Below are 25,728 nucleotides of genomic sequence, written 5' to 3' on the forward strand. Positions count from 1 at the left end.
GAAAAACGCGCGAGTGTGCCACAGCCCGGGGGCGGAATTTCCCGCTGTCGCGACCGCCGATTTGCCCGAGCGCACAAGGCGCTGCTACGCTCTGGGCCTCTGCCCGCACGCCATGAGCCTGCCCCCGCCCCTGCGCCCCCAATGCCCGCCCGCGGCCTGCACCTGCGGGCTGGCCGCGCTGCTCGACCAGGGACAGGGCGACCTGCGCATCCTGATGCTGAGCCGGCCCGAAGAAAAACGCTTGGTCGAGCGGCTGGAACGCATCGACAGCCTGGCCGACCTGCGCCACATGCTCGCGCGCATGCACGCGCAGCTTGGCATTGTGGTGGCGCTGGCCCGCAGCCCCAACGAGGTGCGCAGCCTGCGCGGCATCACCGTGCGGGTCGAGGAGCAGCCCGGCCTGTGCCGCAAAAGCCGCCAGGCCATTGCCGCGGCCATCCGCCGCGCGATGGAGCAGCGCCCGCAGATCGCCTACGATTGGCTGGACGAAGGCGGCCTGTTCGCCGCCTGAGGCCCCGCGCGCCCCCGCCCTGCCCGCTGCGCAGGCACCCTCCAGGTGCAGCCCCCTTTTTTCCTGCCATGCAAGACGACCTGTTTGGTGACCCGGCCACCGCCACGCAGCCCGCCAAGAAGCCCGACCTCCAGCATCCTGCTGCGCACCATGCAGCGGGCGCGCGCGCTCACACCGCCGACACGCCCTCCGCCCGCCCGCGCCGCAGCGCAGGCGGCATCGCACCGGCGGCCTGGAGCGAGGCCCTGCATGCGCTGGGTGCGCAGTTGCCCGCGCGGCTGCGGCTGGGCACGTCGTCCTGGGGCTACCCGGGCTGGCAAGGCCTGGTATGGGCAGGCGCACACAGCGAGCAGGCCCTCTCGCGCAACGGCCTGCCGGTGCTGGCCCAACACCCGCTGCTGCGCACCGTGAGCATCGACCGCGGCTTTTACCGCCCGCTCACAGTGAGCGACTACGCCCGCTATGCGGGCCAGGTGCCCGAGGACTTCCGCTTCGTGGTCAAGGCCCCGAGCGTGGTCACCGACGCGCTGGTGCGCAGCGAAGACGGCCGCGGGCGCGAGGCCAACCCGGCCTTCCTCGACCCCACCCTGGCCGTGCAGAGCTTCGTGGCCCCCGCGCTCGAAGGCCTGGGGCCCAAGGTGGGCGCGCTGGTGTTCCAGCTCAGCCCCCTGCCCTGGCAACAGCTCGACCGGCTCGATGCCGTGATCGAACGCCTGCACACGCTGCTGCAGGCCCTGCCGCCGCTGGCCCCGCACGCGCCCGACGGCGTGGTGGCGCTGGAAGTGCGCGACCCCGAATGGCTGTCCCCCGACTACCTTCCGCGCCTGGTGGAGGTGCTGCAGGCCGGCCGCGCCACGTGGTGCCTGGGGCTGCATCCCAAGATGCCGCCGCTGCAAGACCAGCTGCCGCTGCTGCGCCGCCTGTGGCCGGGCCCGCTGGTGTGCCGCTGGAACCTGCACCCGGCCAACGGCCCCTATGGCTACGAAGCGGCCGAAAAGCGATACGCCCCCTACGACCGCATCCACGACCCCGACCCGGCGCTGATCGATGCACTCGCGCAGCTCGTGCATGCCTTCACGCAACGCGGGCAAAACGCGTACGTCACCATCAGCAACCACGCGGAAGGCTGCGCACCGCTGTCGGCCGAGCGCTTGGCTCAGAAGGTTTCGTCGCTACCAAAAATGTAGCGGCTTGTGCTTGATTTTGCTAGGCTGCAGGCCTTTTGGGGCCTGCAAAGCCTGGCACAGTGCGGCGAGAAGGGTCAGTCGGCGCGCAGCGCAGCGCGCAGTTGCGCGCCCAGCTCGGGCTTGCCGGCAAACGGGTCGGTGGGGTTGCGGCCCATCATCACGTCTTCCATGCGCGTCTGCACCGTGGCCAGGGCCTTGGGGTGGCTGTAGATGTAGAACTGCCCCTCTGCAGCAGCGTTGAACACCTTCTGCGCCACTTCGGCGGCCGTCACCTTGCCACTGCTCACGGCCTTGTCGCTCATGGCCTGCCCGATGAGCTGGCTCTTGGTGGGCTTGTCGGCGGCCACGTCCTGCGGGCGGTTGCGGTGGCTCTGGCTGATGCCGGTGGGCACGAAGTACGGGCACAGCACGCTCGCACCGATCTGGTCGGTGACGAGCGACAAGTCCTGGTACAGCGTTTCCGACAGCGCCACCACGGCGTGCTTGCTCACGTTGTAGATGCCCATGTTGGGCGCGTTGAGCAGCCCGGCCATGCTGGCGGTGTTGACGATGTGGCCGCGCCAGGCCGGGTCGGCCTTGGCGGCGGCGAGCATCATGGGGGTGAACAGGCGCACGCCGTGCACCACGCCCCACAGGTTCACGCCCAGCACCCATTCCCAGTCTTTGACCGAGTTCTCCCACACCAGGCCGCCCGCGCCCACGCCAGCGTTGTTGAACACGAGGTGCGGCGCGCCAAAGCGGGCCTGCACGTCGGCGGCCAGCTGCTCCATCTGCGCGGCGTTCGACACATCGACCTTGCGCGCGAGCACCTGGCTGCCTGCGGCCTGCGCTTCGGCAGCGGCTTGGTCGAGGGCGTCCTGCTGCACATCTACGAGCACCAGGTTCATGCCCAGTTTTGCGCCGATACGCGCACATTCGAGCCCGAAGCCCGAGCCTGCGCCGGTCAGGACGGCGGTTTTGCCTTTGAAGTCGTCGATCATGTGGGGGTCTCCATGGGTCTGTGAGCTGGTGGTGCCTGCGGACAGGCCGCAGGCGTTAAGAACTGGCGCGGCCCAGGCCAGGGGTGCCGAGCAAGGGCCGCCCCGCAGCGAGGGCACCGTCCCCCTTCCCGAATCGCGCCAGCGATTCGAAAAAAGGGGGAAGGCGCGCAGCGCCTCAGGGGGTTGCCTTTAATGCATAGCCGATGCGCGGGAAATGCACATGCACCGTGCCCGCGCGCGGGTCGGTGCGGCGCAGCGTGTAGCGGGTACGCGTGGCGGCCACGAGTTCGCCTTCGGTCGGCTCCAGGCCAAAGCTCTCGGCGGTCACGGTGACGTTGCTGCCCAGCGCAATGCCGTGGTCGTCCTGGAAGGCCTCGCCCGCCACGGGCAGCGGCTCGGCCCCGGCGGCCACGGTGATAGCGTCTTGCGCGCTGAACTTCTCCATGCGGCCGTGGCCCAGCGCGGCCATGCGGTCCATCCATTCGAGCACCGCGGGCGTGGCTTGCAGGATGCCCGCCATCACCGGCACGCAGTGCCGCGTGAACCACAGCGGGTGGTAGGCCGCAAAGTCGGCCGCGCAGGGCTCGGCGCCGAACAGGAAATCGTGCTCTTCCACCATGTGCGCAATGCGCCGCAGGTACGAGCGGTAGGCGCTGGTGGCGTCGGCCGGGCGCAGGCGCTGCATGCCGCTGCTCATGGCCTTGCGGTCTTCGCCAAACGCCTGGGCGGCGGCGGGCGGCAGGTTGGCAAACAGCGCAGCCGCGCCTTGGGGCTGCAGGTTGTAGGCCATGGCAGCCCAGAACAGCGACGAATCGGCCCACTGCGCGAACACGCGGCACACGCCCTTGAGGTGCGGCGGGTACAGCGTGGGCGCGGGCTGCAGGTGTTCGAGCACATCGAAGATCAGCGCCGTGTCGCAGTAGATGTCGGCCCCGACCTGCAAAAAGGGCGTGCGGCGGTAGCCACCGGTGAGCGCCACCACGTCGGGCTTGGGCGCAACGCTGGGCACGATGACCGACTTCCACGCCAGTTGCTTGTACCCGAGCGCGAGGCGGATCTTCTCTGAGAACGGCGACGAGGGGTAGTGGTGCAGGATCAGGGCAGAGGACATGGTGGTCATGGGATGGCTCCTGAAGGCGCTGCGCCGCCGCCGGGCGGGCGCAGCATTTCGATGTGGGGAATGTCGTCTTCGAGGTACACGTCCGACACGGTCTCGAAGCCGAACGCGGCATAAAAGCGCTGCAGGTGCGCCTGGGCGCTGATGCGCACCGCGCGGCCCGGCCAGTGCGCATCGCACAGTGCCACACCCCGCGCAACCAGCGCTTGGCCCACGCCCTGCCCGCGGCATTCGGGCGCGGTGACCACGCGGCCGATGGAGGGCTCGGCGTACTTGACGCCCGCATCCACCACGCGCAGGCAGGCCTGCAGCGCGCCGCTGTCGGCATAGCCCAGCAGGTGCCAGGCCTGCTTGTCGGCATCGTCCGGGTCTTGGTAGGGGCCCTGCTCCAGGATGAACACGCGGCAGCGCAGCGCCAGGGCGTCGTGCAGCGCGTGCACGCCCAGGTCGTCAAAGCGGGCACACACCCAGCGCAGCGTCATTCAGGCACCCCAGGACGTGCACAGCGCACAGGGTCGGCCGATCGGGCGCTGCCCGGGCCAGCGCGCAAGGGCCGCCCCGCCGCGCCGGGGGCGCCCCCTCTCGACTCGCGCAGCAAGCCCAGCGAGGGGAAAGGCGCGGAGCGGCTCAGGGGGTACTCCATTCAAATCAACTTCACGAGCTGCTTACCGAAGTTCTTACCCTTGAGCAGGCCCAAAAACGCCTCGGGTGCGGCGGCGATCCCCTGCGCAATGCTCTCGCGCGGGCGCAGCTTGCCGGTGCCCACGAGCATGCCCAGCTCCTTGAGCGCCTCGGGCCAGACTTCCATGTGTTCGCTGACGATGAAGCCCTCGACCTTCATGCGGTTGACCAGAATCAGCGCGGGGTTCTGCAGCGGCAGGGGCTGGCCGTCGTAGCCGGCGATCATGCCGCACACGGCCACGCGCGCGAACGCGTTGGCGCGCAGCAGCACGGCGTCGAGGATGTAGCCGCCCACGTTCTCGAAGTAGCCGTCGATGCCGTTCGGGCAGGCTTCCTTGAGCGCCTTGGACATGGACTTGAGGTCGCCGTGCTCGCGGTGGTCGATGCAGACGTCAAAGCCCAGTTCTTCGACCGCGTACTTGCACTTGTCGGGCCCACCGGCAATGCCGACCACGCGGCAGCCGCGAGCCTTGGCCAGCGCGGCCAGCGCGCTGCCCACCGCGCCCGTGGCGGCGCTCACCACCACGGTTTCGCCCGCCTTGGGCGCAATGATCTTGACCAGGCCGTACCAGGCCGTCACGCCTGGCATGCCCACGGCACCCAGGTAGTGCGACAGCGGCACGTGGGTGGTGTCGACCTTGCGCAGCGCGCCGGGCTGCTCGGCGTTGACCACGCTGTATTCCTGCCAGCCGCCCATGCCCACCACCTTGTCGCCCACGGCGTACTTGGGGTTCTGGCTTTCCACCACCTCGCCCACGGTGCCGCCGATCATCACCTCGCCCAGGGGCTGGCTGGCGGCGTAGCTTTTGCTCTCGTTCATGCGGCCGCGCATGTACGGGTCCAGGCTCAGGTAGTGGTGGCGCACCAGCACCTGGCCCGCAGTCAGCGGCGGCGTGTCGGTGGTCACCAGCTTGAAGTTGCTGGCCGTGGCCTCGCCCACCGGGCGGTTGTCGAGCAGGATCTGCTGGTTGCGTGGCATGGAATTCTCCTTGTATTTGCTATCAATTCAGTAGCTGCTCGTGCTTACAAAACAAGCACGAACAGCCGATTTGGCTCAAAACCTCAGTCGGTCGAGATCCTGCGCAGGTCGTGCGTGCTGCGCCCGTCCACCGGCAGGCGCTTGACGTACTTGAAGGTGCCGGTGGCATGGCAGCACAGCCGGCCCTCGGCGTCGTAGACGCTGCCTTCGGTGAACGCCATGGTGGCCGTGCGGTGCAGCAGCCGCCCCCGCGCCACCAGCGGCCCGCGCGCGGGCTGCAGAAAGCTGGTCTTCATTTCGATGGTGACCACGCCCATGTCGGGCGTGATGCTGCGGGCTGCCGTGGCCATGGTCACGTCCAGCAGCGTCATCGACGCCCCGCCGTGCGTGACCGAAAACGAGTTCAGGTGCTCGGGCCGGGCCTCGTAGCGCAGCTCCGACTCGCCGCCCTCCATGCGGTGCAGCGTGAAGCCCAGGTGGCTCACGAACGGGATCTCGACACCAAAACTCAACACGGCAGCTTCCTTCTTGGATCACGGGGGTCGATAGGCTACGCCCCCGTCAGGGCAGCCGAGCAAGGGCCGCCCCGCAGCGAGGGCTGCGTCCCCCTTCCCGAAGCGCGCCAGCGCTTCGAGAGAAGGGGGAAGGCGTGCAGCGCCTCAGGGGGTTGTACCCCAGTCACCCCCCCGTCACCACGCTCACGCCGCCATCCACCGCCAGCCACTGGCCGGTGATGTGCTTGCCCGCGTCGCTTGCATACAGCAGGCACAGGCCCTTGAGGTCTTCGTCGTCGCCCAGGCGGCCCAGCGGAGCGCCGGCCTTGAGCTTGTCTTCACCCAGGGCTTTGAGCGTGCCTACCGTCATCTTGCTCGGGAAGAAGCCCGGGCAGATCGCGTTGACGCGGATGCCGTACTTGCCCCATTCGGCCGCCAGCGCCCGCGTGAAGTTGATCACCGCGCCCTTGGAGGTGTTGTAGGCAATGGTGTTCATGCCGCTGGGGTTGCCGCCCAGGCCGGCGATGGAGGCCACGTTGATGATGCTGCCGTGCTTGCGCGCGATCATGCTGTGCTTGGCGATGTGCTGGCTCAGGATGAAGTAGCCGCGCACGTTGAGGTTCATCACCTTGTCCCAGGCGTCCACCGGGTGGTCTTCGGCCGGGGCGCCCCAGGCGGCACCGGCGTTGTTGACCAGGATGTCCACGCCGCCCAGGCGCTGCAGCGTCTCGTCGGCCAGGCGGCGAATGTCGTCTTCGCGCGCGCAGTCGGCGGCGATCCACTGGGCGTCGATGCCGGCGGCCTTGAGTTCAGCGGCGGCTTCCTCCAGGTCTTCGGCCTTGCGCGAACTCAGCATCACGCGGGCACCAGCCTCGCCCAGCGCGTGGGCCAGTTGCAGGCCCAGGCCGCGCGAGCCGCCGGTGACGAGGGCCGTCTTGCCCTTGAGGTCGAAGAGTTGCTGGATGGTGCGATGGGTCATGGCGTGTCTCCTTGTGCCGGTTGAATTTGGGGCCCTGCCCGCGTGGCGCGCACGGCGGCCGGCGGGCATGGCGGGGTGCGCTGCATTCTGCGGTGGCGCAGCGGGTGGCGGTGTCGCCAGCGCGATCAGGCGCCGGGCGGATTGCGTGGCGGCTGGGCCGGTGCGGCAGGGGTGCCGCTGCCCAGGCGCGAGCGTACCGCGATCAGCACCACGCCCACCACGGCCGCCACGGCCCCGGCCACGCCCAGCGACCAGCCCTGCGCCGGGCTCTCGCGCCCGGTGGCAATGCCCAGCACCAGCGTGAGCAGGCCGCCGTAAATCAGCACCCAGATCAGGCGGTGCAGCCACTGCCAGCGGTCGGCGGGTGCGGGCATCAGAAGGCCTCCTCGGGGAAGTCGGCGCAGGTCGGGTCGCGCTGGCTCACCACCTGCAGCCAGGCGCCGATCTTGGGCAGCTCGTAATGGAAGAAGTACTGCGCCGCGCCCAGGCGGCCCTGGCTGGCGGGCTGCGCGGTGGCTTCATCTTGGCCCAGCGTGGCCAGCGCCACATCCAGCCACACCCAGGCCAGCACCGTGTGCCCAAAGGCCTGCATGTAGGGCACGGCGTTGGCCAGTGCCTCGGCCGGCTGGCCCGTGGCCCAGGCGGCCTTGGTGGCTGCGCCCACCTGCTGCAGCGCACCGGCCAGCGCGTTGGCCTGTGCGGCCAGGCGCGGCACCTGCAGCGCGCGCTGCACCGTCGCGTTGATGCGGCCGGCCAGCAGTGTGAGGCCGCGGCCGTTCTCCATCAGCACCTTGCGGCCCAGCAAGTCCATGGCCTGGATGCCGTGTGTGCCCTCGTGGATCATGTTAAGGCGGTTGTCGCGCCAGTACTGCTCCACCGCGAAGTCGCGCGTGTAGCCGTAGCCGCCGTGCACCTGGATCGCCAGGCTGTTGGCCTCCAGGCACCACTCGCTGGGCCAGCTCTTGGCAATGGGCGTGAGCACTTCGAGCAGCAGGCGCGCCTCGTCGGCGGCGGCGGCATCGCCGGTGTGCATTTCATCGACCAGGCGGGCGCAGTACAGGTTGAGCGCGAGCGCGCCTTCGCCGTACGCTTTTTGCGCCAGCAGCATGCGCTTGACGTCGGCGTGCTCGATGATGCGCACGGGCGGCTTCTCGGCGTCTTTCACCACGGCGGCAGCGCCGTCTTTGGGCCCCTGCACGGGGCGGCCCTGCGGGCGGTTCTTGGCGTAGTCCAGGCTGGCGTAGTAGCCGGCCAGGCCCAGCATGGTGGCGGCCATGCCCACGCCGATGCGAGCCTCGTTCATCATGTGGAACATGCAGGCCAGGCCCTTGCCCGGCTGGCCCACCAGGTAGCCCACGGCACCGGCCTCGCCGCCCACGGGGTACTTGCCTTCGCCAAAGTTGAGCAAGGTGTTCGTGGTGCCGCGCCAGCCCAGCTTGTGGTTCAGGCCGGCCAGCGCCACGTCGTTGCGCACGCCGGTCAGTTTGCCTTCGGTGTCCACCAGCTTTTTGGGCACGATAAACAGCGAGATGCCCTTGGTGCCCGGCACCAGTTTGCCGTCGGGCCCGGGGATCTTGGCCAGCACCAGGTGGATGATGTTCTCGGTGAGTTCGTGCTCGCCGGCCGAGATCCACATCTTGTTGCCCTTGAGGCGGTAGCGGGGGCCCAGCGGGTCGCTGGCGTAATCGGCACCATCGGGCACTGCACGGGTGGCGATGTCCGACAGCGACGAGCCCGCCTGGGGTTCCGACAGGCACATGGTGCCCGAGAAGCGGCCCGAAAACTCGTTGAGCGCGAACACCTGCTTTTGCAACTCGGTGCCGTGTGCCATTAGCAGGTTGGCGTTGCCCACGGTGAGCAGGCCCGAGCCGATGCTGACCGAGGCCAGGCCGAAAAAGCTGTTGGCCGCGGCTTCCACGGTGTAAGGCAGCTGCATGCCGCCAATGTCGTAGTCCTGCGCTGCGCTGAGCATGCCCGACTCGGCATAGGCCTTCTGCGCATCGTGCGTGCAGGCTGGCAGGATGACCTTTTCACCGTCGAAATGCGGCTCCTGCGTGTCCACCGTGCGGTTGAAGGGCGCGTATTTTTCGCGCGCGATGCGTTCGCAGGTGCCGAGCACCGCATCGAAGGTTTCGCGCGAATGGTCGGCAAAGCGCGGACGCTGCTGCAGCGTCTCGGCCTGCAGCCATTGGTAGAGCAGGAATTCGAGGGTGGGACGCAGACTCATGGCAGTTCAGGCAAAAAAAGGCTGCTGGCGCTTCAAAACCAAGCACGAGCAGCTATCAAAACAAGAGCATCCGGTGGCGCTGCCGGCCTACCGGTAGCGCCACCAGGGCGACAGGCCCGGTCACCCGGGCCCGCGGTGCTCAGAACACTTCAAAAATACCGGCAGCGCCCATGCCGCCGCCGATGCACATGGTCACGCACACGCGCTTGGCGCCGCGGCGCTTGCCTTCGATGAGGGCGTGGCCCGTGAGGCGCTGGCCCGACACACCGTAGGGGTGGCCCAGGGCAATGGCGCCGCCGTTCACGTTCAGCCGATCGGCCGGAATGCCCAGCTTGTCGCGGCAGTACAGCACCTGCACGGCAAAGGCTTCGTTCAGCTCCCACAGGTCGATGTCCTCGACCTTCAGGCCCAGCTTCTTGAGCACCTTGGGCACAGCGAACACGGGGCCGATGCCCATCTCATCGGGCTCGCAACCGGCCACCGCAAAGCCCAGGAAGCGGCCCAGGGGCTTGAGGCCCTTCGCGCTGGCGTAGGCTTCGCTCGTGACCACGCAGGCGCCTGCGCCGTCGCTGAACTGGCTGGCGTTGCCGGCCGAGATCAGGCCACCGGGCAGCGCCGGGCGAATGCCGCTGATGCCTTCCTTGGTGGTGCCTTCGCGCGTGCCTTCGTCCTTGCTCACCGTGACTTGCTTGGTGATCAGGCCCAGCGTCTTGTCGGCAATGCCTGCGGTCACGGTGATGGGGGCAATTTCCGCATCAAACAGGCCAGCCGCCTGGGCTGCGCAGGCCTTTTGCTGGCTGGCGGCACCGTATTCGTCCATGGCGTCGCGGCCGATGTGGTAGCGCTTGGCCACCTGTTCGGCGGTCTGCAGCATGCTCCAGTAGATCTCGGGCTTTTGCTTGGCCAGCGCGAGGTCCTGGATCATGTGCAGGTTCATCTCCTGCTGCACGCAGGAGATGCTTTCCACGCCACCGGCCACATACACATCGCCCTCGCCCGCGATGATGCGCTGGGCGGCGGTGGCGATGGTCTGCAGGCCCGACGAGCAGAAGCGGTTGATGGTCATGCCCGAGGCGGTGATGGGCAGGCCGGCCTTGAGCGCGATCTGGCGCGCGATGTTGCTGCCCGTGGCGCCTTCTGGCGTGGCACAGCCCATGATGACGTCGTCCACGTCGGCACCGTCGATGCCGGCGCGCTGCACGGCATGCTGCACCGCATGGCCGCCCAGGGTGGCGCCGTGCGTCATGTTGAACGAGCCCTTCCAGCTCTTGGCGAGCGGCGTGCGGGCGGTGGAAACAATCACTGCGGAGGTCATGTGAATTCCTTGGTTCGGTAGATCGTGGCGCGGATTACTGGAATGCCTTGCCTTCGGCGGCCAGCTTGGCCAGCAGCGGTGCAGGGGTCCAGGCGCGGGCGTCGTCGAGCGGGTTCTTGGCGAAGCGCTTCATCGACTCGACCACGTTGAACAGGCCCACTTCGCTGGCGTAATGCATGGGGCCGCCGCGGTGGATGGGGAAGCCGTAGCCCGTCAGGTACACCATGTCGATGTCGCCCGACTTGCTGGCGATGCCCTCTTCCAGGATCTTGGCGCCTTCGTTCACCAGTGCGTACACCAGGCGCTGCACGATCTCTTCGTCCGACACCTTGCGCGGCGTGACGCCCAGCGCCTTGCGGTGGTCTTCGATCATCTTGTTCACCACGTCGCTCGGGATCGCGTCGCGCTTGCCCGCCTGGTAGTCGTACCAGCCAGCGCCCGTCTTCTGGCCAAAGCGGCCCATTTCGCACAGCAGGTCGGCGGTCTTGCTGTACTTCATGTCGGGCTGCTCGACCGCCCGGCGCTTGCGGATCGCCCAGCCAATGTCGTTGCCGGCCAGGTCGCCCATGCGGAACGGGCCCATCGCGAAGCCGAACTTCTCGATGGCCTTGTCCACCTGCTGCGGCGTGCAGCCTTCGTCGAGCAGGAAGCCCGCTTGCTGGCTGTAGCGCTCGATCATGCGGTTGCCGATGAAGCCGTCGCACACACCCGACACCACAGCGGTCTTCTTGATCTTCTTGGCAATCGCCATGACGGTGGCCAGCACGTCCTTGGCCGTTGCCTTGCCGCGCACCACTTCGAGCAGCTTCATCACGTTGGCCGGGCTGAAGAAGTGCATGCCCACCACGTCCTGCGGGCGCTTGGTGAACGAGGCGATCTGGTCCACGTCCAGCGTGGAGGTGTTGGAGGCCAGGATCGCGCCGGGCTTGGCCACGGCGTCGAGTTGCTTGAACACGGCTTCTTTGACGCCCATCTCTTCGAACACGGCCTCAATCACGAGGTCCACGTCCTTGAGGTCGTCGTAGCTCAGCGTGGTGCTCAGCAGCGCCATGCGCTGTTCGTACTTCTCTTGCTTGAGCTTGCCCTTCTTGACCTGGGCTTCGTAGTTCTTGCGGATCGTGGCCACGCCGCGGTCCAGGGCCTCCTGCTTGGTCTCCAGGATGGTGACCGGGATGCCCGCGTTCAGGAAGTTCATCGAGATGCCGCCGCCCATGGTGCCGGCACCGATCACGCCCACCTTTTGCACATCGCGCTTGGGGGTGTCCGAAGGCACATCGGGGATCTTGCTGGCCGCACGCTCGGCCAGGAACAGGTGGCGCAGCGCGCGGGATTCGGGCGTCCACATCAGGTTGATGAACAGCTCACGCTCAAAGGCCAGGCCGTCGGCAAACTTGCGCTTGGTGGCGGCCTCGACGGCGTCCACGCACTTGGCGGGGGCCGGGAAGTTCTTGGCCATGCCCTTGACCATGTTGCGCGCGAACTGGAAGTACGCGTCGCCCTCGGGGTGCTTGCAGGGCAGGTTGCGCACCAAGGGCAGCGGGCGCACATCGGCCACGCTCTTGGCAAACGCCAGGGCCTCGGCAGCCAGCGACTCGGCGGATGCGGCCATCTTGTCGAACAGCTTCTGGCCGGGCACGGCGCCGATCATTTCGCTCTTGACGGGCTCGCCGCTCACGATCATGTTGAGCGCAGCTTCCACGCCCACCACGCGCGGCAGGCGCTGCGTGCCACCGGCACCCGGCAGGATGCCCAGCTTGACTTCGGGCAGCGCCACGCTGCAGCCGGGGGCTGCAATGCGGTAGTGGCAACCCAGGGCCAGTTCCAGACCGCCGCCCATGCACACCGAGTGGATCGCGGCCACGACCGGCTTGCCGGCGTTTTCCACGGCGTTGATCACCGAGTGCAGGTTCGGCTCCTGCAGCGACTTGTCGGTGCCGAATTCCTTGATGTCGGCGCCGCCCGAAAAAGCGCCGCCGGCGCCGGTGATCACGATCGCCTTGACGGCAGCATCGGCTTCGGCCTTGGCCAGTCCGTCGACGATGCCCTGGCGGGTCGAGAGGCCCAGCCCGTTGACGGGCGGATTGGCCAGGGTGATCACGGCAACGTCGCCGTGGACTTGGTATTCAGCGGTCATGCTGGTGTTCCTTGTGAAGTGAAAAAGAACGGTCGTGCGTTTTTGATTGTAGGGAGTTCAAGTGCCTTGAACACCCCGTTTTGTCCCGCTTGGGACAAAGAGCCAGCCGCCCCTCGCTGCGGCGCAGCAAAACCCCGGGAAAGTCCTGAGCGCCCAGGACCATCAAAGCCCTCAAAACCGCGGGTAAACCCGGGCATTGCCAGTGCTTTGGCGGGGATTTGGCACCGCTGCAGGCGCGACACGCGCGAGCAGACCGGCCACCCACAGAACGCTGGGGGCAAAGCGCTTGATCGGGAGGTAGTCCGGAATGGCGGGCGCACGGCGGCGGCATACGGACGGGCGCACAGGCCTGCGCAGGGATGCATTGCAGGCGTGCAGAGGACCCAGACCGCAGTGGCACAGGCCCGAAGGGCCGATCGCCCCAGCGGGGGCTCGGGTGGGCGGCGCCATCGCGCGCGATGCGCAGCACCGCGCAAGTCCTGCCAAAGGCGCACGGCAGCGGCCCGGGGGCCACCCGCCGCGCGAGGCTCAGACTTCGAGCCACTCCTTGCGGATGTAGTTGTCCGCACGCAGGGCTTCGGGCGTGCCCTGGAAGACCACACTGCCGTGGCCCATCACCAGTGCCCGGTCAGAGATGGTCATCGCGATGGTGAGCTTCTGCTCGATCAGCAGCACCGACACGCCGCGGGCCTTGATCTTCTGCAGGTACTCGCCCACCAGCTCAACGATCTTGGGCGCCAGGCCTTCGGTGGGTTCGTCGATGATGATCAGATCGGGGTCGCCCATCAGCGTGCGGCAGAGCGTGAGCATCTGCTGCTCACCGCCCGACATCACGCCCGCCTCGGTGTGCTGCCGCTCCTTGAGGCGCGGGAACATGGTGTACATGTCGTCAAACGACCAGCGGCTGCCCTTGCCCTTGCCCTTCTGCCCGAGCAGCAGGTTCTGGTGCACGGTGAGGTTGGGGAACACGTCGCGGCTTTCCGGCACATAGCCGATGCCCAGATGGGCGATCTCATAGGCCTTCTTGCCCAGCAACTGCTGGCCCTTCCATTCGATGGAGCCCTCCCAGTCGACCAAGCCCATGATGGCCTTGGCCGTGGTCGAACGGCCCGAGCCGTTGCGCCCGAGCAGCGCCACGATTTCACCGGGTTGCACTTCCATCGAAACGCCATGTAGCACATGGCTTTTGCCGTAGTAGGCGTGCAGGTTGTCGATCCGCAGCATGTCAATGTCCTCCCGCCTGCTGCTGGGCGATCACTGAGCCCAGGTAGGCCTCCTGCACGCGCTGGTTGGCGCGCACCTTCTCGGGCGTGTCGTAGGCAATCACCTCGCCGTACACCACCACGGCGATCTTGTCGGCCAGGCCGAACACCACGCCCATGTCGTGCTCCACCGTGAGCAGGGTGCGGCCCTCGGTCACCTCCTTGATCAGGTGGATGAAGCGCGAGGTTTCGCTCTTGCTCATGCCCGCGGTCGGCTCGTCCAGCAGGATCACGTTGGCACCGCCGGCAATCGTGATGCCGATCTCCAGCGCACGTTGCTCGGCGTAGGTCAGGTTCATGGCGAGGGTGTCGCGCTTCTTGTCGAGCTTGATCATCTCCATGAGCTGCTTGGCGCGCTCGTTGGCGTCGTCCAGCTTCGACAGAAAGCGCAGGAAGGTGTAGCGGTAGCCCATGCTCCACAGCACCCCGCAGCGCAGGTTCTCGAACACGCTCAGCTTGGGAAAGATGTTCGTGATCTGGAAACTGCGCGACAGCCCCATGCGGTTGATCTCAAACGGCTTCTTGCCGTCGATGCGCTGGCCGTTGAGCAGCACCTCGCCACTGGTGGGAGCGAAGCGGCCGCTGATCAGGTTGAACAGCGTGGACTTGCCCGCACCGTTGGGCCCGATGATGGCCACCCGTTCACCGGGCGTCACCAGCAGGTTGGCGCCACGGATGATCTCGGTCTTGCCGAAGCTCTTGCGCAGGTCTCGCAGTTCGAGCGCGTATTTAGCGTTGTCCGCCATGGTCACAGGCTCTCCCCACGCTTGATTTCATGTTCGATTTCTTCCTGGATCTTGCTCCACTGGCGCGCAAACTCACGGCGCGTCAGCTCGAACAGACCCAAGCCAGTGAGCAGCACGAAGATCGATCCAAACCAGGCCGTAAAGGACTTGGTGTTGATCGTGGCTCCGAGGAACTCCAGTTGCGGTCCCAAGGCCGCATTGAGCTGCAGGTGGTAGGTCATCTCGATCATGCAGGCCGCGCCCATAACAGCCACCAAACCGGTACCCGCGAGCGCGAGGTACGAAGTCCAGAGTCGGCGCAATTTGCCGTACTTGGCCACCCGCAGGTTCATCATGATCAGGCTGGCGATACCGCCGGGCGCATACATCACCATGAACAGGAACACCAGACCCAGGTACAACAACCAGGCTTTGGTGATCTCGGACAGCAGCACCGAGGCCAGCACCAGCAACACCGCGCCAATGATGGGACCGAAGAAGAACGTCGCCCCGCCCAGGAAGGTGAACAGCAGGTAGCCCCCTGAACGCAGCACGCTCAGGCTATCGGCGCCAGTGATGATCTCGAAGTTGATCGTCGCCAAGCCACCACCGATACCGGCAAAGAAGCCCGCAATGATGAAGGCCATGTAGCGCACGCGCTGGGTGTTGTAGCCAATGAACTCAACACGCTCCGGGTTGTCGCGCACCGCATTCAGGATGCGCCCCAGCGGAGTGCCGGTAAAGGCAAACATCGCGGCGGTGCAGATGAAGCAGTACACGGCGATCAGGTAGTACACCTGGATCGACGGCCCGAAGGTGATGCCGAAGAACGACTCGCCATAGACGCGGTTGGTGGTGATACCGCCTTCGCCGCCAAAGAACTCTGGGAACATCAGCGCCATGGCGGCCACCAGTTCACCAACACCGAGCGTGATCATGGCGAACGTCGTACCGGACTTTTTGGTCGTGACATACCCAAGCAGGATGGCGAAGAACATCCCGGCCAAGCCACCGATCAGCGGAATCAGCACCAGAGGAATCTGGACGCTGCCCTTGGTCGCCATGTTCATCGCATGGATCGCGATGAACGAGCCCAGACCGGTGTAGACCGCGTGCCCGAAACTCAGCATGCCGCCCTGCCCCAGCAGGATGTTGTAGGACAGGCAGATGATGATCAGGTAGCCGATCTGCGACAGGATGGTCAGCGACAGACTGCTGGTGAACACCTTGGGCGCGAAGATCAGCGCCAAGGCGAACAGGGTCCAGATCACGAAACGACCGACGTTGAACGGCTTGAAGCGGTAGTACGAGGTGGCTTCAGAAGAGGAGTTGGATGGGGTCATGTGCTCAGTCCTCCCGTGTACCCAGCAGGCCCTTCGGGCGGAAGATCAGAATCAGCACCAAGAACAGGAACGGCAGGATGGGTGCCACCTGTGCAATCGTCAGCTTGAGCAGCGGGTACCCGAAGGTTTCGGGCGTCACTGCCATGCCGAACAACTTGAAGGCGTGGATCAGCGAGTAGTCGAGCGCTACGGCGAATGTTTGCACCACGCCGATCAGCAGCGATGCCAAGAAAGCCCCGGCGAGAGAGCCCATGCCGCCCACAACCACCACCACGAAGATGATGGAGCCCACCGAAGCAGCCATCGCCGGCTCGGTCACGTAGGTGTTGCCGCCGATCACACCGGCCAGGCCAGCCAGTGCGGCGCCACCGCCAAACACCAACATGAAAACGCGCGGCACGTTGTGGCCCAGCGCCTCCACCATCTCAGGGTACTTGAGCGCTGCCTGGATCACGAGACCAATGCGTGTGCGTGTGAGCAGCAGCCACACCGAGATCAGCATCAGGATGGCAACCAGCATCACGAAGGAACGCGATTTCGGGAACTGCGTGCCATACAGCGTGAACAAGGGTCCCTGCAGCTGCTCCGGCAGACCATAGGGCACGGTCGAACGGCCCCAGATCAGTTGCACGAGCTCCAGAATCAGGTACGACAACCCGAACGTGACCAGCAGCTCCGGCACGTGGCCAAACTTGTGGACACGCCGCAGGGCATATCGCTCAAAAGCGGCTCCCAGCAGGAACACGAGGGCTGGCGCAATCACGAGCGCCGGCCAGAACCCTACCAAGCCCGAAATCGTGTAAGCAAAGTAGGCACCCAGCATGTAGAAGCTGGTGTGTGCAAAGTTGAGCACGCCCATCATGCTGAAGATCAGCGTGAGGCCGGAACTCAGCATGAACAGGAGCAGCCCGTAGGCCACCCCGTTCAGCAACGAGATCACGAAAAACTCAAGATTCATTGAAATTCTTCACCGCTGGGGAAAAAAAAGGCCCGAGGGTCGTCGGGCCTCCAAGTTGAGCGCGCTGGCGATCAGGGGCGCTTCATCTGGCACGACGTGGGCGTGCTGGCCACATAGGGCTCGAAGTACTTGACCGGCACGAAGGTGTGGCCCGTGTTCTCCTGGTCCATCGGGAATTTGCCACCCGCCTTGTCCCAGCGCGAGATGAACAGACCCTGCTGCAGCTGATGGTCGGTCTTGCGCATTTCGACCTCGCCATTGAAGCTCTTGAACTTCATGCCGCTCATCGTGGCAGCGACCTTCACGGGGTCGGTCGACTTGGCGCGCACGAAGGCTTCGCTGAGGATCGTGTAAGCGTGGAATACGGCGGCGGTGTAGAAGTCGTCATTGAACTTCTTCTTGTATTCGCCCACCAGACGACCAATTTCGCCCGGCATGTTCATGTGGTTGTACGACACCTGGTACACGCGGCCCGCGGCTGCGGCGCCCATGGCCGTGGGGCTGCCCGTCACGCCACCGTAGTAGGTGTAGAACTTCACGTTGTTCAGGCCTGCGTCATTGGCGGCCTTGATCAGCAGCGCCAGGTCAGAGCCCCAGTTGCCGGTGATCACGGTGTCAGCACCCGACTGCTTGATCTTCGCGATGTAAGGCGAGAAGTCACGCACCTGGGCCAGCGGATGCAGGTCGTCGCCCACAAATTCCACGTCAGGGCGCTTGCGCTTCATCATCTCCTTGGCGAACTTCGAGACCTGATGGCCATGCGAGTAGTTCTGGTTGATGAGATACACCTTCTTGATCTCGGGGATGTCCTTCATGAAGGTGGTGAGCGCCTCCATCTTCATGGACGTGTCAGCGTCCAGGCGGAAATGCCAGTAGCTGCACTTGCTGTTGGTGAGGTCGGGATCCACCGCGGCGTAGTTCAGGTACACCACCTCTTTGCCAGGATTGCGGGCGTTGTGCTTTTCCACCGCATCGATGATGGCCAGTGCGGGACCCGAGCCGTTGCCCTGCACCACATAGCGTGCGCCCTGGTCGATGGCGGAACGCAGCGCACTGGTGGTTTCCTGGGGGCTCAACTTGTTGTCGATGCCGATGACCTCGAACTTCACGCCAGCGGGGTTGTTCTTGTTGAACTCTTCCGCGAGGAACTGGAAGCTCTTGAGCTGGTTCGTGCCCACGGCCGCCATAAGGCCGGACAGCGGGTCGAGCCACGCGATCTTCACGGTCTCACCCTTTTGGGCGAACACTCCGCCAGCGCTTGCCAGAAGGACAGTCGCTGCTACAGCCTTGATAGCGAATTTCATGGTTTGTCTCCTAGTGAATCGACACAACGCAGAGTACCGCGTTGCAACAATGGGGTGCTCAGGGATTGCCCCTAGCGCGTCACCCTCGCGACTTTCCGGAGGCTCCCCCGAGCCTCCGGACAGTACCTGTCACAGCCCCGGAAGGCGGTAGTCCTTTAGCTGCTCGCGCAGCTTTGTCTTGAGCATCTTGCCCGTGGCACCGAGCGGAATCGCCTCGACAAACACCACGTCGTCCGGGATCTGCCACTTGGCCGTCTTGCCCTCGTAGAAGGCCAGCAACTGCTCGCGCGTGACCTCGGCACCGGGGCGTTTGACCACACACACAATGGGGCGTTCGTCCCACTTGGGATGCGGCATACCCACACAGGCGGCCATGGCAACCGCCGGGTGCGCCATGGCAATGTTCTCGATGTCGATCGAGCTGATCCACTCGCCACCGGACTTGATCACGTCCTTGCTGCGGTCCGTGATCTGCATGAAGCCGTCGGCGTCAATCGTGGCCACGTCGCCCGTGGGAAACCAGCCGCGGCCTTGCGCATCGCGCACCAGCGGATCGCCGCCTTCGCCCTTGTAGTACGCCTGTACCACCCAGGGGCCACGCACGAGCAGGTCTCCATACGTCTTGCCGTCCCAGGCCAGTTCATTGCCATCGCCGCCCACGATCTTCATGTCCACGCCATAGATCGACCGCCCCTGCTTCTGGCGGATCTTCATCTGCTCGTCCTTCGACAAAGCCAGGTGCTTGTTCTTGAGCGTGCACAGGGTGCCCAACGGGCTCATCTCGGTCATGCCCCAGGCGTGCAGCACCTCCACGCCGTACTGCTCCTGGAAGGCCGTGATCATGGCCGGCGGACACGCAGAGCCCCCGATCACCGTGCGCTTGAGCGACGAGAACTTGAGCCCCGATGGCCCCATGTGGCCCAGCAGCATCTGCCACACGGTGGGCACGCCCGCCGCGTAGGTGACTTTCTCGGCCTCGATCAACTCGTACACCGACTTGCCGTCGAGTGCAGGACCCGGAAACACCAGCTTGCAGCCGGTGAGTGCTGCCGAGTACGGAATGCCCCAGGCGTTGACGTGGAACATGGGCACGACAGGCAACACCGCATCGCGCGCCGACAGGCACATCACGTCGGGCAGGGCTGCAGCATAGGCGTGCAGCGTGGTCGAGCGGTGGCTGTACAGCGCGGCTTTGGGGTTGCCCGTGGTGCCGCTGGTGTAGCACATGCTCGATGCCGAGTTCTCATCGAACTCGGGCCAGGCGTAATCGGCCGACGATGCGCCGATCCAGGCCTCGTAGCTCACCAACCCCGGAATGCCGGTGTCGGCCGGCAGTTTGTCGGCGTCGCACAGCGCTACCCACTGGCGTACCGTTGGGCACTTGGCGTGCACGGCCTGCACCAGCGGCAGGAAGGTCATGTCAAAGCACAGCACCTGGTCTTCGGCATGGTTGACGATCCAGGCGATCTGCTCGGGGTGCAGGCGCGGGTTGATGGTGTGCAATACGCGACCCGATCCGCTCACGCCAAAGTACATCTCCATGTGGCGGTAGCCATTCCAGGCCAGCGAGGCGACCCGGTCGCTGAAGCCGAGCTTCAGGCCATCCAGCGCATTGGCCAGCTGGCGCGAGCGCTGTGCGAGGTCGCGGTAGGTGTAGCGATGGATGTCGCCCTCCACGCGGCGCGACACGATTTCGGCGTCGCCGTGGTGGCGTTCGGCAAACTCGATCAGCGACGAAATCAGCAGCGGTTGGCTCTGCATCAGACCCAGCATGTGTACTCCTTGGTTGTTGTGGATGGTGACGGACCATCGTAGCGCGCGGCCTGCAGGCATGCGGTGATCCAGGTCATCCGCGGGACAGCCCCAGGGGTTACGGCCCGGAAAGTGTCGGCAGGCGGCGCAGCGGCGGCAAGCCTTGTCGCGCGATTGACAAACACACCGGGATAACCCGGAGCCCTCCGCCAGCGGGCCACAATGGGGCATGTTCACACCCGACTCTGCCGCCCAGCGATTTCTGCGCACCCAGCCCTGGCACGCGGGCCTGCCCGCAGCCCTGCAGCAGCAGGTGGACGCCGGAGTGCAGATGCTGGAGGCCGCCAAGGGCAGCGTGGTGCTCCCCGCGGGCGAGATGGTGCAGGGCTGGTATGCCGTGCTCAGCGGCCTGGTGATGCTGCAAAGCCCGACCGACCAGGGCAAGCGCTCGGCCTTCATCGGCGTGCCTGACGGCGAATGGTTCGGCGAGGGCTCAGCCATCAAGTCCGAGGTGCGCCGCTACCACGTGATCGCTCTGCGCCCCACCACGCTCATGTGCCTGCCCTTGCCACTTTTTGACGCGCTGCGCAGCCAGAGCCTCGGCTTCAATCAGTACCTGGTGCAGCACCTGAACATGCGGCTGGGCCAGGCCATGACCATCATCGAGGCCGGCCGCGTGGGCTCTCCTGCCTATCGCGTGGCGCTGTACCTGAGCCGGCTGTTCTGGCGCAGCACCCGGCGCTTGAACCTTACGCAGGACGAACTGGGGCAACTGGTCGGCCTGTCGCGGCAAACCGTCAACCGCGTGCTGCGCGATCTGGAGGCACAAGGCATCGTGCGCGTCGAGGTGGGGCGCATTGCCATCGTGGACGACGACGCCCTGGCGCGCACGCTGCAGGACGCCGGCAAACCGGCCGCAGCCGCAGCCGAGCACGCCCCAGTCGCTCTCTGACACCGACGCCGCAACCCATGCCCCTGATGCAGGCGGGGCCACCACACTGGCGGACAATCCGCCCCATGAACGCGCCCATCACCGCGCCCGCAGGCACCGCCCTGCCCGGCTTGGCGTGGGACCACGGCTTTGCCCGTCTCGGCCCCCGCTACTACACCCACCTGCATCCCACTCCGCTGCCCGCCGCGCACTGGGTGGGGCGAAGCGAATCGACCGCACGCCTGCTGGGGCTCGACAGCCCCGCCTGGCACGGAGACGACACACTGCAGGTGCTCACCGGCAACGCGGTGCCCGAGGGCACCGAGCCGCTGGCCAGCGTGTACAGCGGCCACCAGTTCGGCGTGTGGGCGGGGCAGCTGGGCGATGGCCGTGCGATCCTGCTGGGCGAAACCCGCAACGGCTTTGAGATCCAGCTCAAGGGCGCTGGCCGCACGCCCTACTCGCGCATGGGCGATGGCCGGGCGGTGCTGCGTTCCAGCATCCGCGAATTTCTGTGCAGCGAAGCCATGCACGCCCTGGGCGTGCCCACCACGCGCGCGCTGAGCGTGACCGGCTCACCCGCATCCGTGCGGCGCGAAACCATCGAAACCGCTGCGGTCGTCGCACGCGTGGCCCCAAGTTTTGTGCGCTTTGGTCACTTCGAGCACTTTGCGGCCCAAGGCGACGAAGACGCCCTGCGCGCGCTGGCCGACTATGTGATCGACCGCTACTACCCGCAGTGCCGCGAAGTCGGTGCCGATACGCCGGGCGGTGCCTATGCCGCGCTGCTGGCCGCCGTGACGGAGCGCACGGCCGACCTGCTGGCCCACTGGCAGGCGGTGGGCTTTTGCCACGGCGTGATGAACACCGACAACATGAGCATCCTGGGCCTGACCATCGACTACGGCCCCTTCCAGTTTCTGGACGCGTTCGATCCGGGACACATCTGCAACCACAGCGACCACCAGGGCCGCTACGCCTTCAACCGCCAGCCGCAGGTGGCGTACTGGAACCTGTACTGCCTGGCGCAGGCGCTGTATCCGCTGATCGACTCGGAGCCCGCCACGCTGGCGGCGCTGGAGCCCTACAAAGCGCGCTTTCCCGCGCAGTTTCTGCTGCGCATGCGCGAGAAGCTGGGTCTGCTGCAGCCGCGCGAGGACGACGGGGCGCTGCTCGACCGCCTGCTGGCACTGCTGGCCCAGGACAAGGTGGACTACCCGATTTTCTGGCGCCGCCTGGCCCAGGCGGTGGCGGCGGGTGACTTCGGCCCCGTGCGCGACCTGTTCCTTGACCGGAAAACAGCCGACGCCTGGCTGCTCTCATATTCGGAGCGTACTATCGAGCAAAATCAAGCACAAGCGGCCGATTTGATGCTCAACACAAACCCCAAATACGTGCTGCGCAACCACGTGGCCCAGGGCGCGATTGCCGCAGCCCAGCAAGGCGACTTCGGTGAACTGCAGGTGGTACAGGGGCTGATCGAAGCGCCGTTTGACGAGCACCCGCTGCTCGCGCACCATGCCGACTTTCCGCCCGATTGGGCGGCCCACATCGAAATCAGCTGCTCGTCATGACCTACCCCATCCAGAAGACCGACGCCGAATGGCGTGCCCTGCTGCAAGACAAAGGCGCCGAACCGCTGGCCTACCAGGTCACGCGCCAGGCCGCCACCGAACGCCCCTTCACCGGCAAGTACGAGTCGCACTGGGCCGATGGCACCTACCACTGCATCTGCTGCGGCGCCAAGCTGTTCGATGCCGACACCAAGTTCGACGCCGGCTGCGGCTGGCCCAGCTTCAGCCAGGCCGTGCCCGGCGCGATTGCCGAGCACATCGACCGCAGCCACGGCATGGTCCGGGTGGAAACGGTTTGTGCACAATGCGGGGCGCACCTGGGCCATGTGTTTGAAGACGGCCCTGCCCCCACCGGGCTGCGCTATTGCATGAATTCGGCCTCGCTGGACTTCGAGCCCCCGGCCCCCTGAGCCGCCCTACCAGCCGCCTCTCGAGCCGCCGCCACCGCACGGCGCACACCATGAAACTGCTGATCGATTTTTTCCCCATCCTGCTGTTCTTCGGCGCCTACAAGTTCTACGGCATCTATGCCGCCACCGGCGTGCTCATGGCGGCCACGGTGCTGCAGATGGGCCTGATCTACGCCATTGACCGTCGCCTGCAGACCATGCACAAGGTCACGCTGGTGCTCATCCTGCTGTTTGGCACGCTCACCCTGCTGCTGCAGGACGACCGCTTCATCAAATGGAAACCCACGGTGCTCTACGGTGCCATGGCGCTGGCACTGGCCGTGGCACTCTGGGGCTTTCGCAAAAACTTCCTGCAGATCCTGCTGGGCGGCCAGCTGGCGCTGCCCGAGCCCGTGTGGCGACGCCTGAACGTGGCCTGGGTCGCGTACTGCCTGTTCATGTCGGCCATCAACGCCTACGTGGTGGTGTCGTTCAGCACCGAAGCCTGGGTGGACTTCAAACTCTGGGGCTACATCTTCCCTGTGGCCTTCCTCATCGGGCAGGGGGTGTACATCGCGCCGCACCTGCAAAACGATGAACCCTCCTCCTGAGCCCGCACCGCCATGACGACCGAGATTGCCGACCAGATGCACGCGCGGCTGCTGGAGCGCCTGCAGCCCACGACCCTCGAAGTGCTGGACGAAAGCGCTGCCCACGCCGGCCATGCCGGGGCCAATGGCACGGGCTTTGGCACCCATTTCCGGGTGCGCATCGCGTCACCTTTGTTTACCAGTCTGCCCCGCGTTGCGCGCCACCGCCTTGTGTATGATGCGCTGCAAGATTTCATCGACCGGGGCGTACACGCCCTCGCCATCGAAATCCTCTGAGCGCGACCGACCGGCCTGCTGGACCGGCCCTCCCTCAGCTCCCTCCCTACCCTGATTTGGATTCCGCATGAAGAAACAGCTTCTGTCCGGCCTCGTGGCCGCAGCCCTGCTGGGCGCCGTGGCCCTGCCCGTCTCTGCCCAGAACATCGCCATCGTCAACGGCAAGGCCGTGCCGAAGGAGCGGGCCGACGCGCTGCGCCAGCAGGTCGAGCGCTCGGGCCGCCCGGTGACGCCGGACATCGAGGGCCAGATCAAGGAAGAAGTGATCGCCCGCGAAATCTTCATGCAGGAAGCGCAAAAGCGCGGCCTGGAAACCTCGGCCGACTACAAGGCCCAAATGGAACTGGCCCGCCAGACCATTCTGATCCGCGAACTGTTCTCGGACTACCAGAAGAAGAACCCCGTCACCGACGCCGAAATCAAGGCCGAATACGACAAGTTCGTGGCCGCCAACGGTGGCAAGGAATACAAGGCCAGCCACATCCTGGTTGAGAAGGAAGCCGAAGCCAAGGCCATCATCGCCTCGATCAAGAAGGGCGCCAAGTTCGAAGAAATCGCCAAGAAGCAGTCGAAGGACCCGGGCTCCGGTGCCCGCGGCGGCGACCTGGACTGGGCCAACCCCGCCAGCTACGTGAGCGAATTCACGGAAGCCCTGATCAAGCTGCAAAAGGGCAAGATGACCGATGCACCGGTGAAGAGCCAGTTCGGCTGGCACATCATCCGCCTCGACGACGTGCGCGAAGCTGAGCTGCCCAAGCTGGACGAAGTCAAGCCGCAGATCGCCCAGCAACTGCAACAGCAAAAGCTGGTGAAGTTCCAGGAAGACCTGCGCGCCAAGGCCAAGGTCGAGTAAGCACTGGATCTGCGTCGGCTCCCCCATCACAACGCGGCTTCGGCCGCGTTGTGCTTTTGGGGGCCACCCAGTACGCGGGCCGGGTGGATGGGATCAGCGCACCACCGCCAGCCAGAGCATCAGCGCGCCTATCATCACCGGCTGGTGGAGCATGTAGTAGCTCAGGCTCCAGCGTCCGAGCCAGGCCAGACCGCCCAGCACCGCGGGCACCCGCCCCGCCAGCACGGAAGCATGACGCCGATGCAGGTACTGGCCAAGGGCCATCCCCCACCACATCACGCCGAGCCAGGGGAACACGGGCACATAGTCTTCGGTGAAGGGCTTGCGCGTCACCCAGCCCAACCAGTTAAGCCAGCGGCTGTTGAACCAGGCTGCAAGCTCAGGACCCGCTGCCTGCAGGCCCCAGGCGGCCAACCAGGGAGTGGCTACGGCAATGCCCCCAGCCAGCCACAGCACCGTCCCCCAACCGGCCGTGAGCCGAGCCACCACCAGCATCACCGCCATACCGTGCAGCACGCCGAAGTGGATGTAGCTGGCCGGGAACATCCAGGCCGAGCCTGCCGACACCAGCAATGCACAGCCGGCAATCTGCGCCCAGCGTCGCCAAAAGCGCGACCACGACTGCCCCTGCGCGACGGCAATCGACTGGCCCAACCCCGCACACAGCAGGAACAGGCTCACGATGGCGGTGCGCTGTACAGTCCAGAACGGATCGGTGCGGAACTCCTGAGGCCACAAACCAAAGTGGCTGAGATCGAAACAGAAGTGAAAGACTGTCATCCACACCATGGCCATCCCCCGCAGGGCGTCGACACGGGCGAAGCGGGCGTCGGGCATCAGCGCTGCCGCGGGCGGTGCAGCGACACAATCGGATCGGACAGTCTTGTTTCGGGGCACGGACAGGCTACGGGCTGGAGAAGGCGAAGGCTGCATGCTAGCCGCACCAGCGCTTGCGTGCCCCGAGCCGCGCCGATCGTCATCTAACCCCCAGCGGGCTCCCCGATAAGACAAAAGGCCTGCAGGATGACCTGCAGGCCTTGTCATGGATGGTCGGAGCGGCGGGATTCGAACTCGCGACCCTCTGCTCCCAAAGCAGAAGCAAAAACCTGCAAAAACAACATCTTAGCCGCCTATCGTCTAACGCCA

25 protein-coding genes are annotated in these 25,728 nt (G+C 65.9%); 8 read left to right on the forward strand and 17 right to left on the reverse strand.

From position 1 onward, the window contains the following. The first annotated feature begins 112 nt into the window (after positions 1–112). Positions 113–511, forward strand: a complete 399-nt coding sequence (locus tag ABD866_RS06755; protein ID WP_345062415.1) for a hypothetical protein — start codon at positions 113–115, stop codon at positions 509–511. A 68-nt stretch (positions 512–579) separates the two neighbouring features. After that, positions 580–1,698 (forward strand): DUF72 domain-containing protein, encoded by a 1,119-nt coding sequence (locus tag ABD866_RS06760; RefSeq protein WP_345062417.1) that lies wholly within the window; start codon positions 580–582, stop codon positions 1,696–1,698. A gap of 74 nt (positions 1,699–1,772) precedes the next feature. Here the strand turns inward: ABD866_RS06760 and ABD866_RS06765 are convergent, their stop codons facing one another. The 16 genes from ABD866_RS06765 to ABD866_RS06840 form a co-directional block, all read right to left on the reverse strand. Continuing rightward, positions 1,773–2,678: an SDR family oxidoreductase gene (locus ABD866_RS06765; RefSeq protein ID WP_345062419.1), complete on the reverse strand. Its 906-nt coding sequence runs from the start codon at positions 2,676–2,678 to the stop codon at positions 1,773–1,775. Between the two features lie 175 nt (positions 2,679–2,853). Next, complete coding sequence (locus ABD866_RS06770; RefSeq protein ID WP_345062525.1) at positions 2,854–3,789, reverse strand: glutathione S-transferase family protein; 936 nt, start codon at positions 3,787–3,789, stop codon at positions 2,854–2,856. 5 nt (positions 3,790–3,794) lie between these two features. Then, positions 3,795–4,277 carry a GNAT family N-acetyltransferase gene (locus tag ABD866_RS06775; protein WP_345062421.1) on the reverse strand — a complete coding sequence of 161 codons (483 nt, stop codon included), beginning with the start codon at positions 4,275–4,277 and terminating at the stop codon, positions 3,795–3,797. Positions 4,278–4,438: 161 nt separating this feature from the next. Then, positions 4,439–5,455, reverse strand: a complete 1,017-nt coding sequence (locus ABD866_RS06780) for an NADP-dependent oxidoreductase (RefSeq protein WP_345062423.1) — start codon at positions 5,453–5,455, stop codon at positions 4,439–4,441. An 83-nt stretch (positions 5,456–5,538) separates the two neighbouring features. Further along, complete coding sequence (locus tag ABD866_RS06785) at positions 5,539–5,970, reverse strand: PaaI family thioesterase (protein ID WP_345062425.1); 432 nt, start codon at positions 5,968–5,970, stop codon at positions 5,539–5,541. Positions 5,971–6,133: 163 nt separating this feature from the next. Then, positions 6,134–6,928, reverse strand: coding sequence for an SDR family oxidoreductase (locus tag ABD866_RS06790; RefSeq protein WP_345062427.1), 795 nt, complete (start codon positions 6,926–6,928; stop codon positions 6,134–6,136). Between the two features lie 125 nt (positions 6,929–7,053). After that, positions 7,054–7,302, reverse strand: coding sequence for a hypothetical protein (locus ABD866_RS06795; protein WP_345062429.1), 249 nt, complete (start codon positions 7,300–7,302; stop codon positions 7,054–7,056). Then, entirely contained in the window at positions 7,302–9,155 is a 1,854-nt protein-coding gene (locus ABD866_RS06800; RefSeq protein WP_345062431.1) for an acyl-CoA dehydrogenase, read from the reverse strand. Before ABD866_RS06800 ends, ABD866_RS06795 begins: the two co-directional genes overlap by 1 nt. Before the next feature lie 139 nt (positions 9,156–9,294). After that, positions 9,295–10,470: an acetyl-CoA C-acyltransferase gene (locus ABD866_RS06805; RefSeq protein ID WP_345062433.1), complete on the reverse strand. Its 1,176-nt coding sequence runs from the start codon at positions 10,468–10,470 to the stop codon at positions 9,295–9,297. 34 nt (positions 10,471–10,504) lie between these two features. Next, positions 10,505–12,604 (reverse strand): 3-hydroxyacyl-CoA dehydrogenase NAD-binding domain-containing protein, encoded by a 2,100-nt coding sequence (locus ABD866_RS06810; RefSeq protein WP_345062435.1) that lies wholly within the window; start codon positions 12,602–12,604, stop codon positions 10,505–10,507. Positions 12,605–13,132: 528 nt separating this feature from the next. Then, complete coding sequence (locus ABD866_RS06815) at positions 13,133–13,828, reverse strand: ABC transporter ATP-binding protein (protein ID WP_345062437.1); 696 nt, start codon at positions 13,826–13,828, stop codon at positions 13,133–13,135. A gap of 1 nt (position 13,829) precedes the next feature. Continuing rightward, positions 13,830–14,612 carry an ABC transporter ATP-binding protein gene (locus ABD866_RS06820; protein ID WP_345062439.1) on the reverse strand — a complete coding sequence of 261 codons (783 nt, stop codon included), beginning with the start codon at positions 14,610–14,612 and terminating at the stop codon, positions 13,830–13,832. 2 nt (positions 14,613–14,614) lie between these two features. After that, a complete protein-coding gene (locus tag ABD866_RS06825; RefSeq protein WP_345062441.1) occupies positions 14,615–15,934 on the reverse strand; it encodes a branched-chain amino acid ABC transporter permease in 1,320 nt (439 codons plus the stop codon). A gap of 4 nt (positions 15,935–15,938) precedes the next feature. Beyond that, positions 15,939–16,892, reverse strand: coding sequence for a branched-chain amino acid ABC transporter permease (locus tag ABD866_RS06830; protein WP_345062443.1), 954 nt, complete (start codon positions 16,890–16,892; stop codon positions 15,939–15,941). 71 nt (positions 16,893–16,963) lie between these two features. Further along, positions 16,964–18,196, reverse strand: a complete 1,233-nt coding sequence (locus tag ABD866_RS06835) for a branched-chain amino acid ABC transporter substrate-binding protein (RefSeq protein ID WP_345062445.1) — start codon at positions 18,194–18,196, stop codon at positions 16,964–16,966. 129 nt (positions 18,197–18,325) lie between these two features. Further along, entirely contained in the window at positions 18,326–19,969 is a 1,644-nt protein-coding gene (locus tag ABD866_RS06840) for a 3-(methylthio)propionyl-CoA ligase (protein ID WP_345062447.1), read from the reverse strand. Between the two features lie 208 nt (positions 19,970–20,177). Here ABD866_RS06840 and ABD866_RS06845 point away from each other — a divergent pair, with 208 nt between their 5' ends. The 6 genes from ABD866_RS06845 to ABD866_RS06870 all read left to right on the forward strand — a co-directional run bounded on the left by ABD866_RS06845 (position 20,178) and on the right by ABD866_RS06870 (position 24,582). Then, positions 20,178–20,900, forward strand: coding sequence for a Crp/Fnr family transcriptional regulator (locus ABD866_RS06845; protein WP_345062449.1), 723 nt, complete (start codon positions 20,178–20,180; stop codon positions 20,898–20,900). 65 nt (positions 20,901–20,965) lie between these two features. Continuing rightward, on the forward strand, positions 20,966–22,453 hold the full coding sequence (locus ABD866_RS06850) for a protein adenylyltransferase SelO (RefSeq protein WP_345062451.1): 1,488 nt from the start codon (positions 20,966–20,968) through the stop codon (positions 22,451–22,453). After that, entirely contained in the window at positions 22,450–22,863 is a 414-nt protein-coding gene (msrB, locus tag ABD866_RS06855; RefSeq protein ID WP_345062453.1) for a peptide-methionine (R)-S-oxide reductase MsrB, read from the forward strand. The genes ABD866_RS06850 and msrB overlap by 4 nt, the downstream gene beginning before the upstream one ends. A 50-nt stretch (positions 22,864–22,913) precedes the next feature. Continuing rightward, positions 22,914–23,453 (forward strand): septation protein A, encoded by a 540-nt coding sequence (locus ABD866_RS06860; RefSeq protein ID WP_345062455.1) that lies wholly within the window; start codon positions 22,914–22,916, stop codon positions 23,451–23,453. A 12-nt stretch (positions 23,454–23,465) separates the two neighbouring features. Next, positions 23,466–23,729 carry a BolA family protein gene (locus ABD866_RS06865; RefSeq protein ID WP_345062457.1) on the forward strand — a complete coding sequence of 88 codons (264 nt, stop codon included), beginning with the start codon at positions 23,466–23,468 and terminating at the stop codon, positions 23,727–23,729. A gap of 67 nt (positions 23,730–23,796) precedes the next feature. Further along, positions 23,797–24,582, forward strand: a complete 786-nt coding sequence (locus tag ABD866_RS06870) for a peptidylprolyl isomerase (RefSeq protein WP_345062459.1) — start codon at positions 23,797–23,799, stop codon at positions 24,580–24,582. A gap of 93 nt (positions 24,583–24,675) precedes the next feature. On the opposite strand, the gene ABD866_RS06875 is transcribed toward ABD866_RS06870, so the two are convergent. Continuing rightward, a complete protein-coding gene (locus ABD866_RS06875) occupies positions 24,676–25,419 on the reverse strand; it encodes a heparan-alpha-glucosaminide N-acetyltransferase (RefSeq protein WP_345062461.1) in 744 nt (247 codons plus the stop codon). Positions 25,420–25,728 lie beyond the last annotated feature (309 nt).

Origin of the sequence: Acidovorax lacteus (assembly GCF_039540375.1) — a bacterium.
In the GTDB taxonomy this organism is placed as follows: domain Bacteria; phylum Pseudomonadota; class Gammaproteobacteria; order Burkholderiales; family Burkholderiaceae_C; genus Acidovorax_G; species Acidovorax_G lacteus.

What these genes read in the sequence shown, in the direction of transcription:
- ABD866_RS06820 (WP_345062439.1), bottom strand. Translation starts at nt 14,612, where the DNA reads ATGGCGGACAACGCTAAATACGCGCTCGAACTGCGAGACCTGCGCAAG.
- ABD866_RS06770 (WP_345062525.1), bottom strand. Translation starts at nt 3,789, where the DNA reads ATGTCCTCTGCCCTGATCCTGCACCACTACCCCTCGTCGCCGTTCTCA.
- ABD866_RS06760 (WP_345062417.1), top strand. Translation starts at nt 580, where the DNA reads ATGCAAGACGACCTGTTTGGTGACCCGGCCACCGCCACGCAGCCCGCC.
- ABD866_RS06865 (WP_345062457.1), top strand. Translation starts at nt 23,466, where the DNA reads ATGACGACCGAGATTGCCGACCAGATGCACGCGCGGCTGCTGGAGCGC.
- ABD866_RS06780 (WP_345062423.1), bottom strand. Translation starts at nt 5,455, where the DNA reads ATGCCACGCAACCAGCAGATCCTGCTCGACAACCGCCCGGTGGGCGAG.
- ABD866_RS06850 (WP_345062451.1), top strand. Translation starts at nt 20,966, where the DNA reads ATGAACGCGCCCATCACCGCGCCCGCAGGCACCGCCCTGCCCGGCTTG.
- ABD866_RS06815 (WP_345062437.1), bottom strand. Translation starts at nt 13,828, where the DNA reads ATGCTGCGGATCGACAACCTGCACGCCTACTACGGCAAAAGCCATGTG.
- ABD866_RS06860 (WP_345062455.1), top strand. Translation starts at nt 22,914, where the DNA reads ATGAAACTGCTGATCGATTTTTTCCCCATCCTGCTGTTCTTCGGCGCC.
- ABD866_RS06765 (WP_345062419.1), bottom strand. Translation starts at nt 2,678, where the DNA reads ATGATCGACGACTTCAAAGGCAAAACCGCCGTCCTGACCGGCGCAGGC.
- ABD866_RS06800 (WP_345062431.1), bottom strand. Translation starts at nt 9,155, where the DNA reads ATGAGTCTGCGTCCCACCCTCGAATTCCTGCTCTACCAATGGCTGCAG.
- ABD866_RS06845 (WP_345062449.1), top strand. Translation starts at nt 20,178, where the DNA reads ATGTTCACACCCGACTCTGCCGCCCAGCGATTTCTGCGCACCCAGCCC.
- ABD866_RS06875 (WP_345062461.1), bottom strand. Translation starts at nt 25,419, where the DNA reads ATGCCCGACGCCCGCTTCGCCCGTGTCGACGCCCTGCGGGGGATGGCC.
- ABD866_RS06840 (WP_345062447.1), bottom strand. Translation starts at nt 19,969, where the DNA reads ATGCTGGGTCTGATGCAGAGCCAACCGCTGCTGATTTCGTCGCTGATC.
- msrB (WP_345062453.1), top strand. Translation starts at nt 22,450, where the DNA reads ATGACCTACCCCATCCAGAAGACCGACGCCGAATGGCGTGCCCTGCTG.
- ABD866_RS06835 (WP_345062445.1), bottom strand. Translation starts at nt 18,196, where the DNA reads ATGAAATTCGCTATCAAGGCTGTAGCAGCGACTGTCCTTCTGGCAAGC.
- ABD866_RS06825 (WP_345062441.1), bottom strand. Translation starts at nt 15,934, where the DNA reads ATGACCCCATCCAACTCCTCTTCTGAAGCCACCTCGTACTACCGCTTC.
- ABD866_RS06790 (WP_345062427.1), bottom strand. Translation starts at nt 6,928, where the DNA reads ATGACCCATCGCACCATCCAGCAACTCTTCGACCTCAAGGGCAAGACG.
- ABD866_RS06755 (WP_345062415.1), top strand. Translation starts at nt 113, where the DNA reads ATGAGCCTGCCCCCGCCCCTGCGCCCCCAATGCCCGCCCGCGGCCTGC.
- ABD866_RS06805 (WP_345062433.1), bottom strand. Translation starts at nt 10,470, where the DNA reads ATGACCTCCGCAGTGATTGTTTCCACCGCCCGCACGCCGCTCGCCAAG.
- ABD866_RS06795 (WP_345062429.1), bottom strand. Translation starts at nt 7,302, where the DNA reads ATGCCCGCACCCGCCGACCGCTGGCAGTGGCTGCACCGCCTGATCTGG.
- ABD866_RS06870 (WP_345062459.1), top strand. Translation starts at nt 23,797, where the DNA reads ATGAAGAAACAGCTTCTGTCCGGCCTCGTGGCCGCAGCCCTGCTGGGC.
- ABD866_RS06810 (WP_345062435.1), bottom strand. Translation starts at nt 12,604, where the DNA reads ATGACCGCTGAATACCAAGTCCACGGCGACGTTGCCGTGATCACCCTG.
- ABD866_RS06775 (WP_345062421.1), bottom strand. Translation starts at nt 4,277, where the DNA reads ATGACGCTGCGCTGGGTGTGTGCCCGCTTTGACGACCTGGGCGTGCAC.
- ABD866_RS06830 (WP_345062443.1), bottom strand. Translation starts at nt 16,892, where the DNA reads ATGAATCTTGAGTTTTTCGTGATCTCGTTGCTGAACGGGGTGGCCTAC.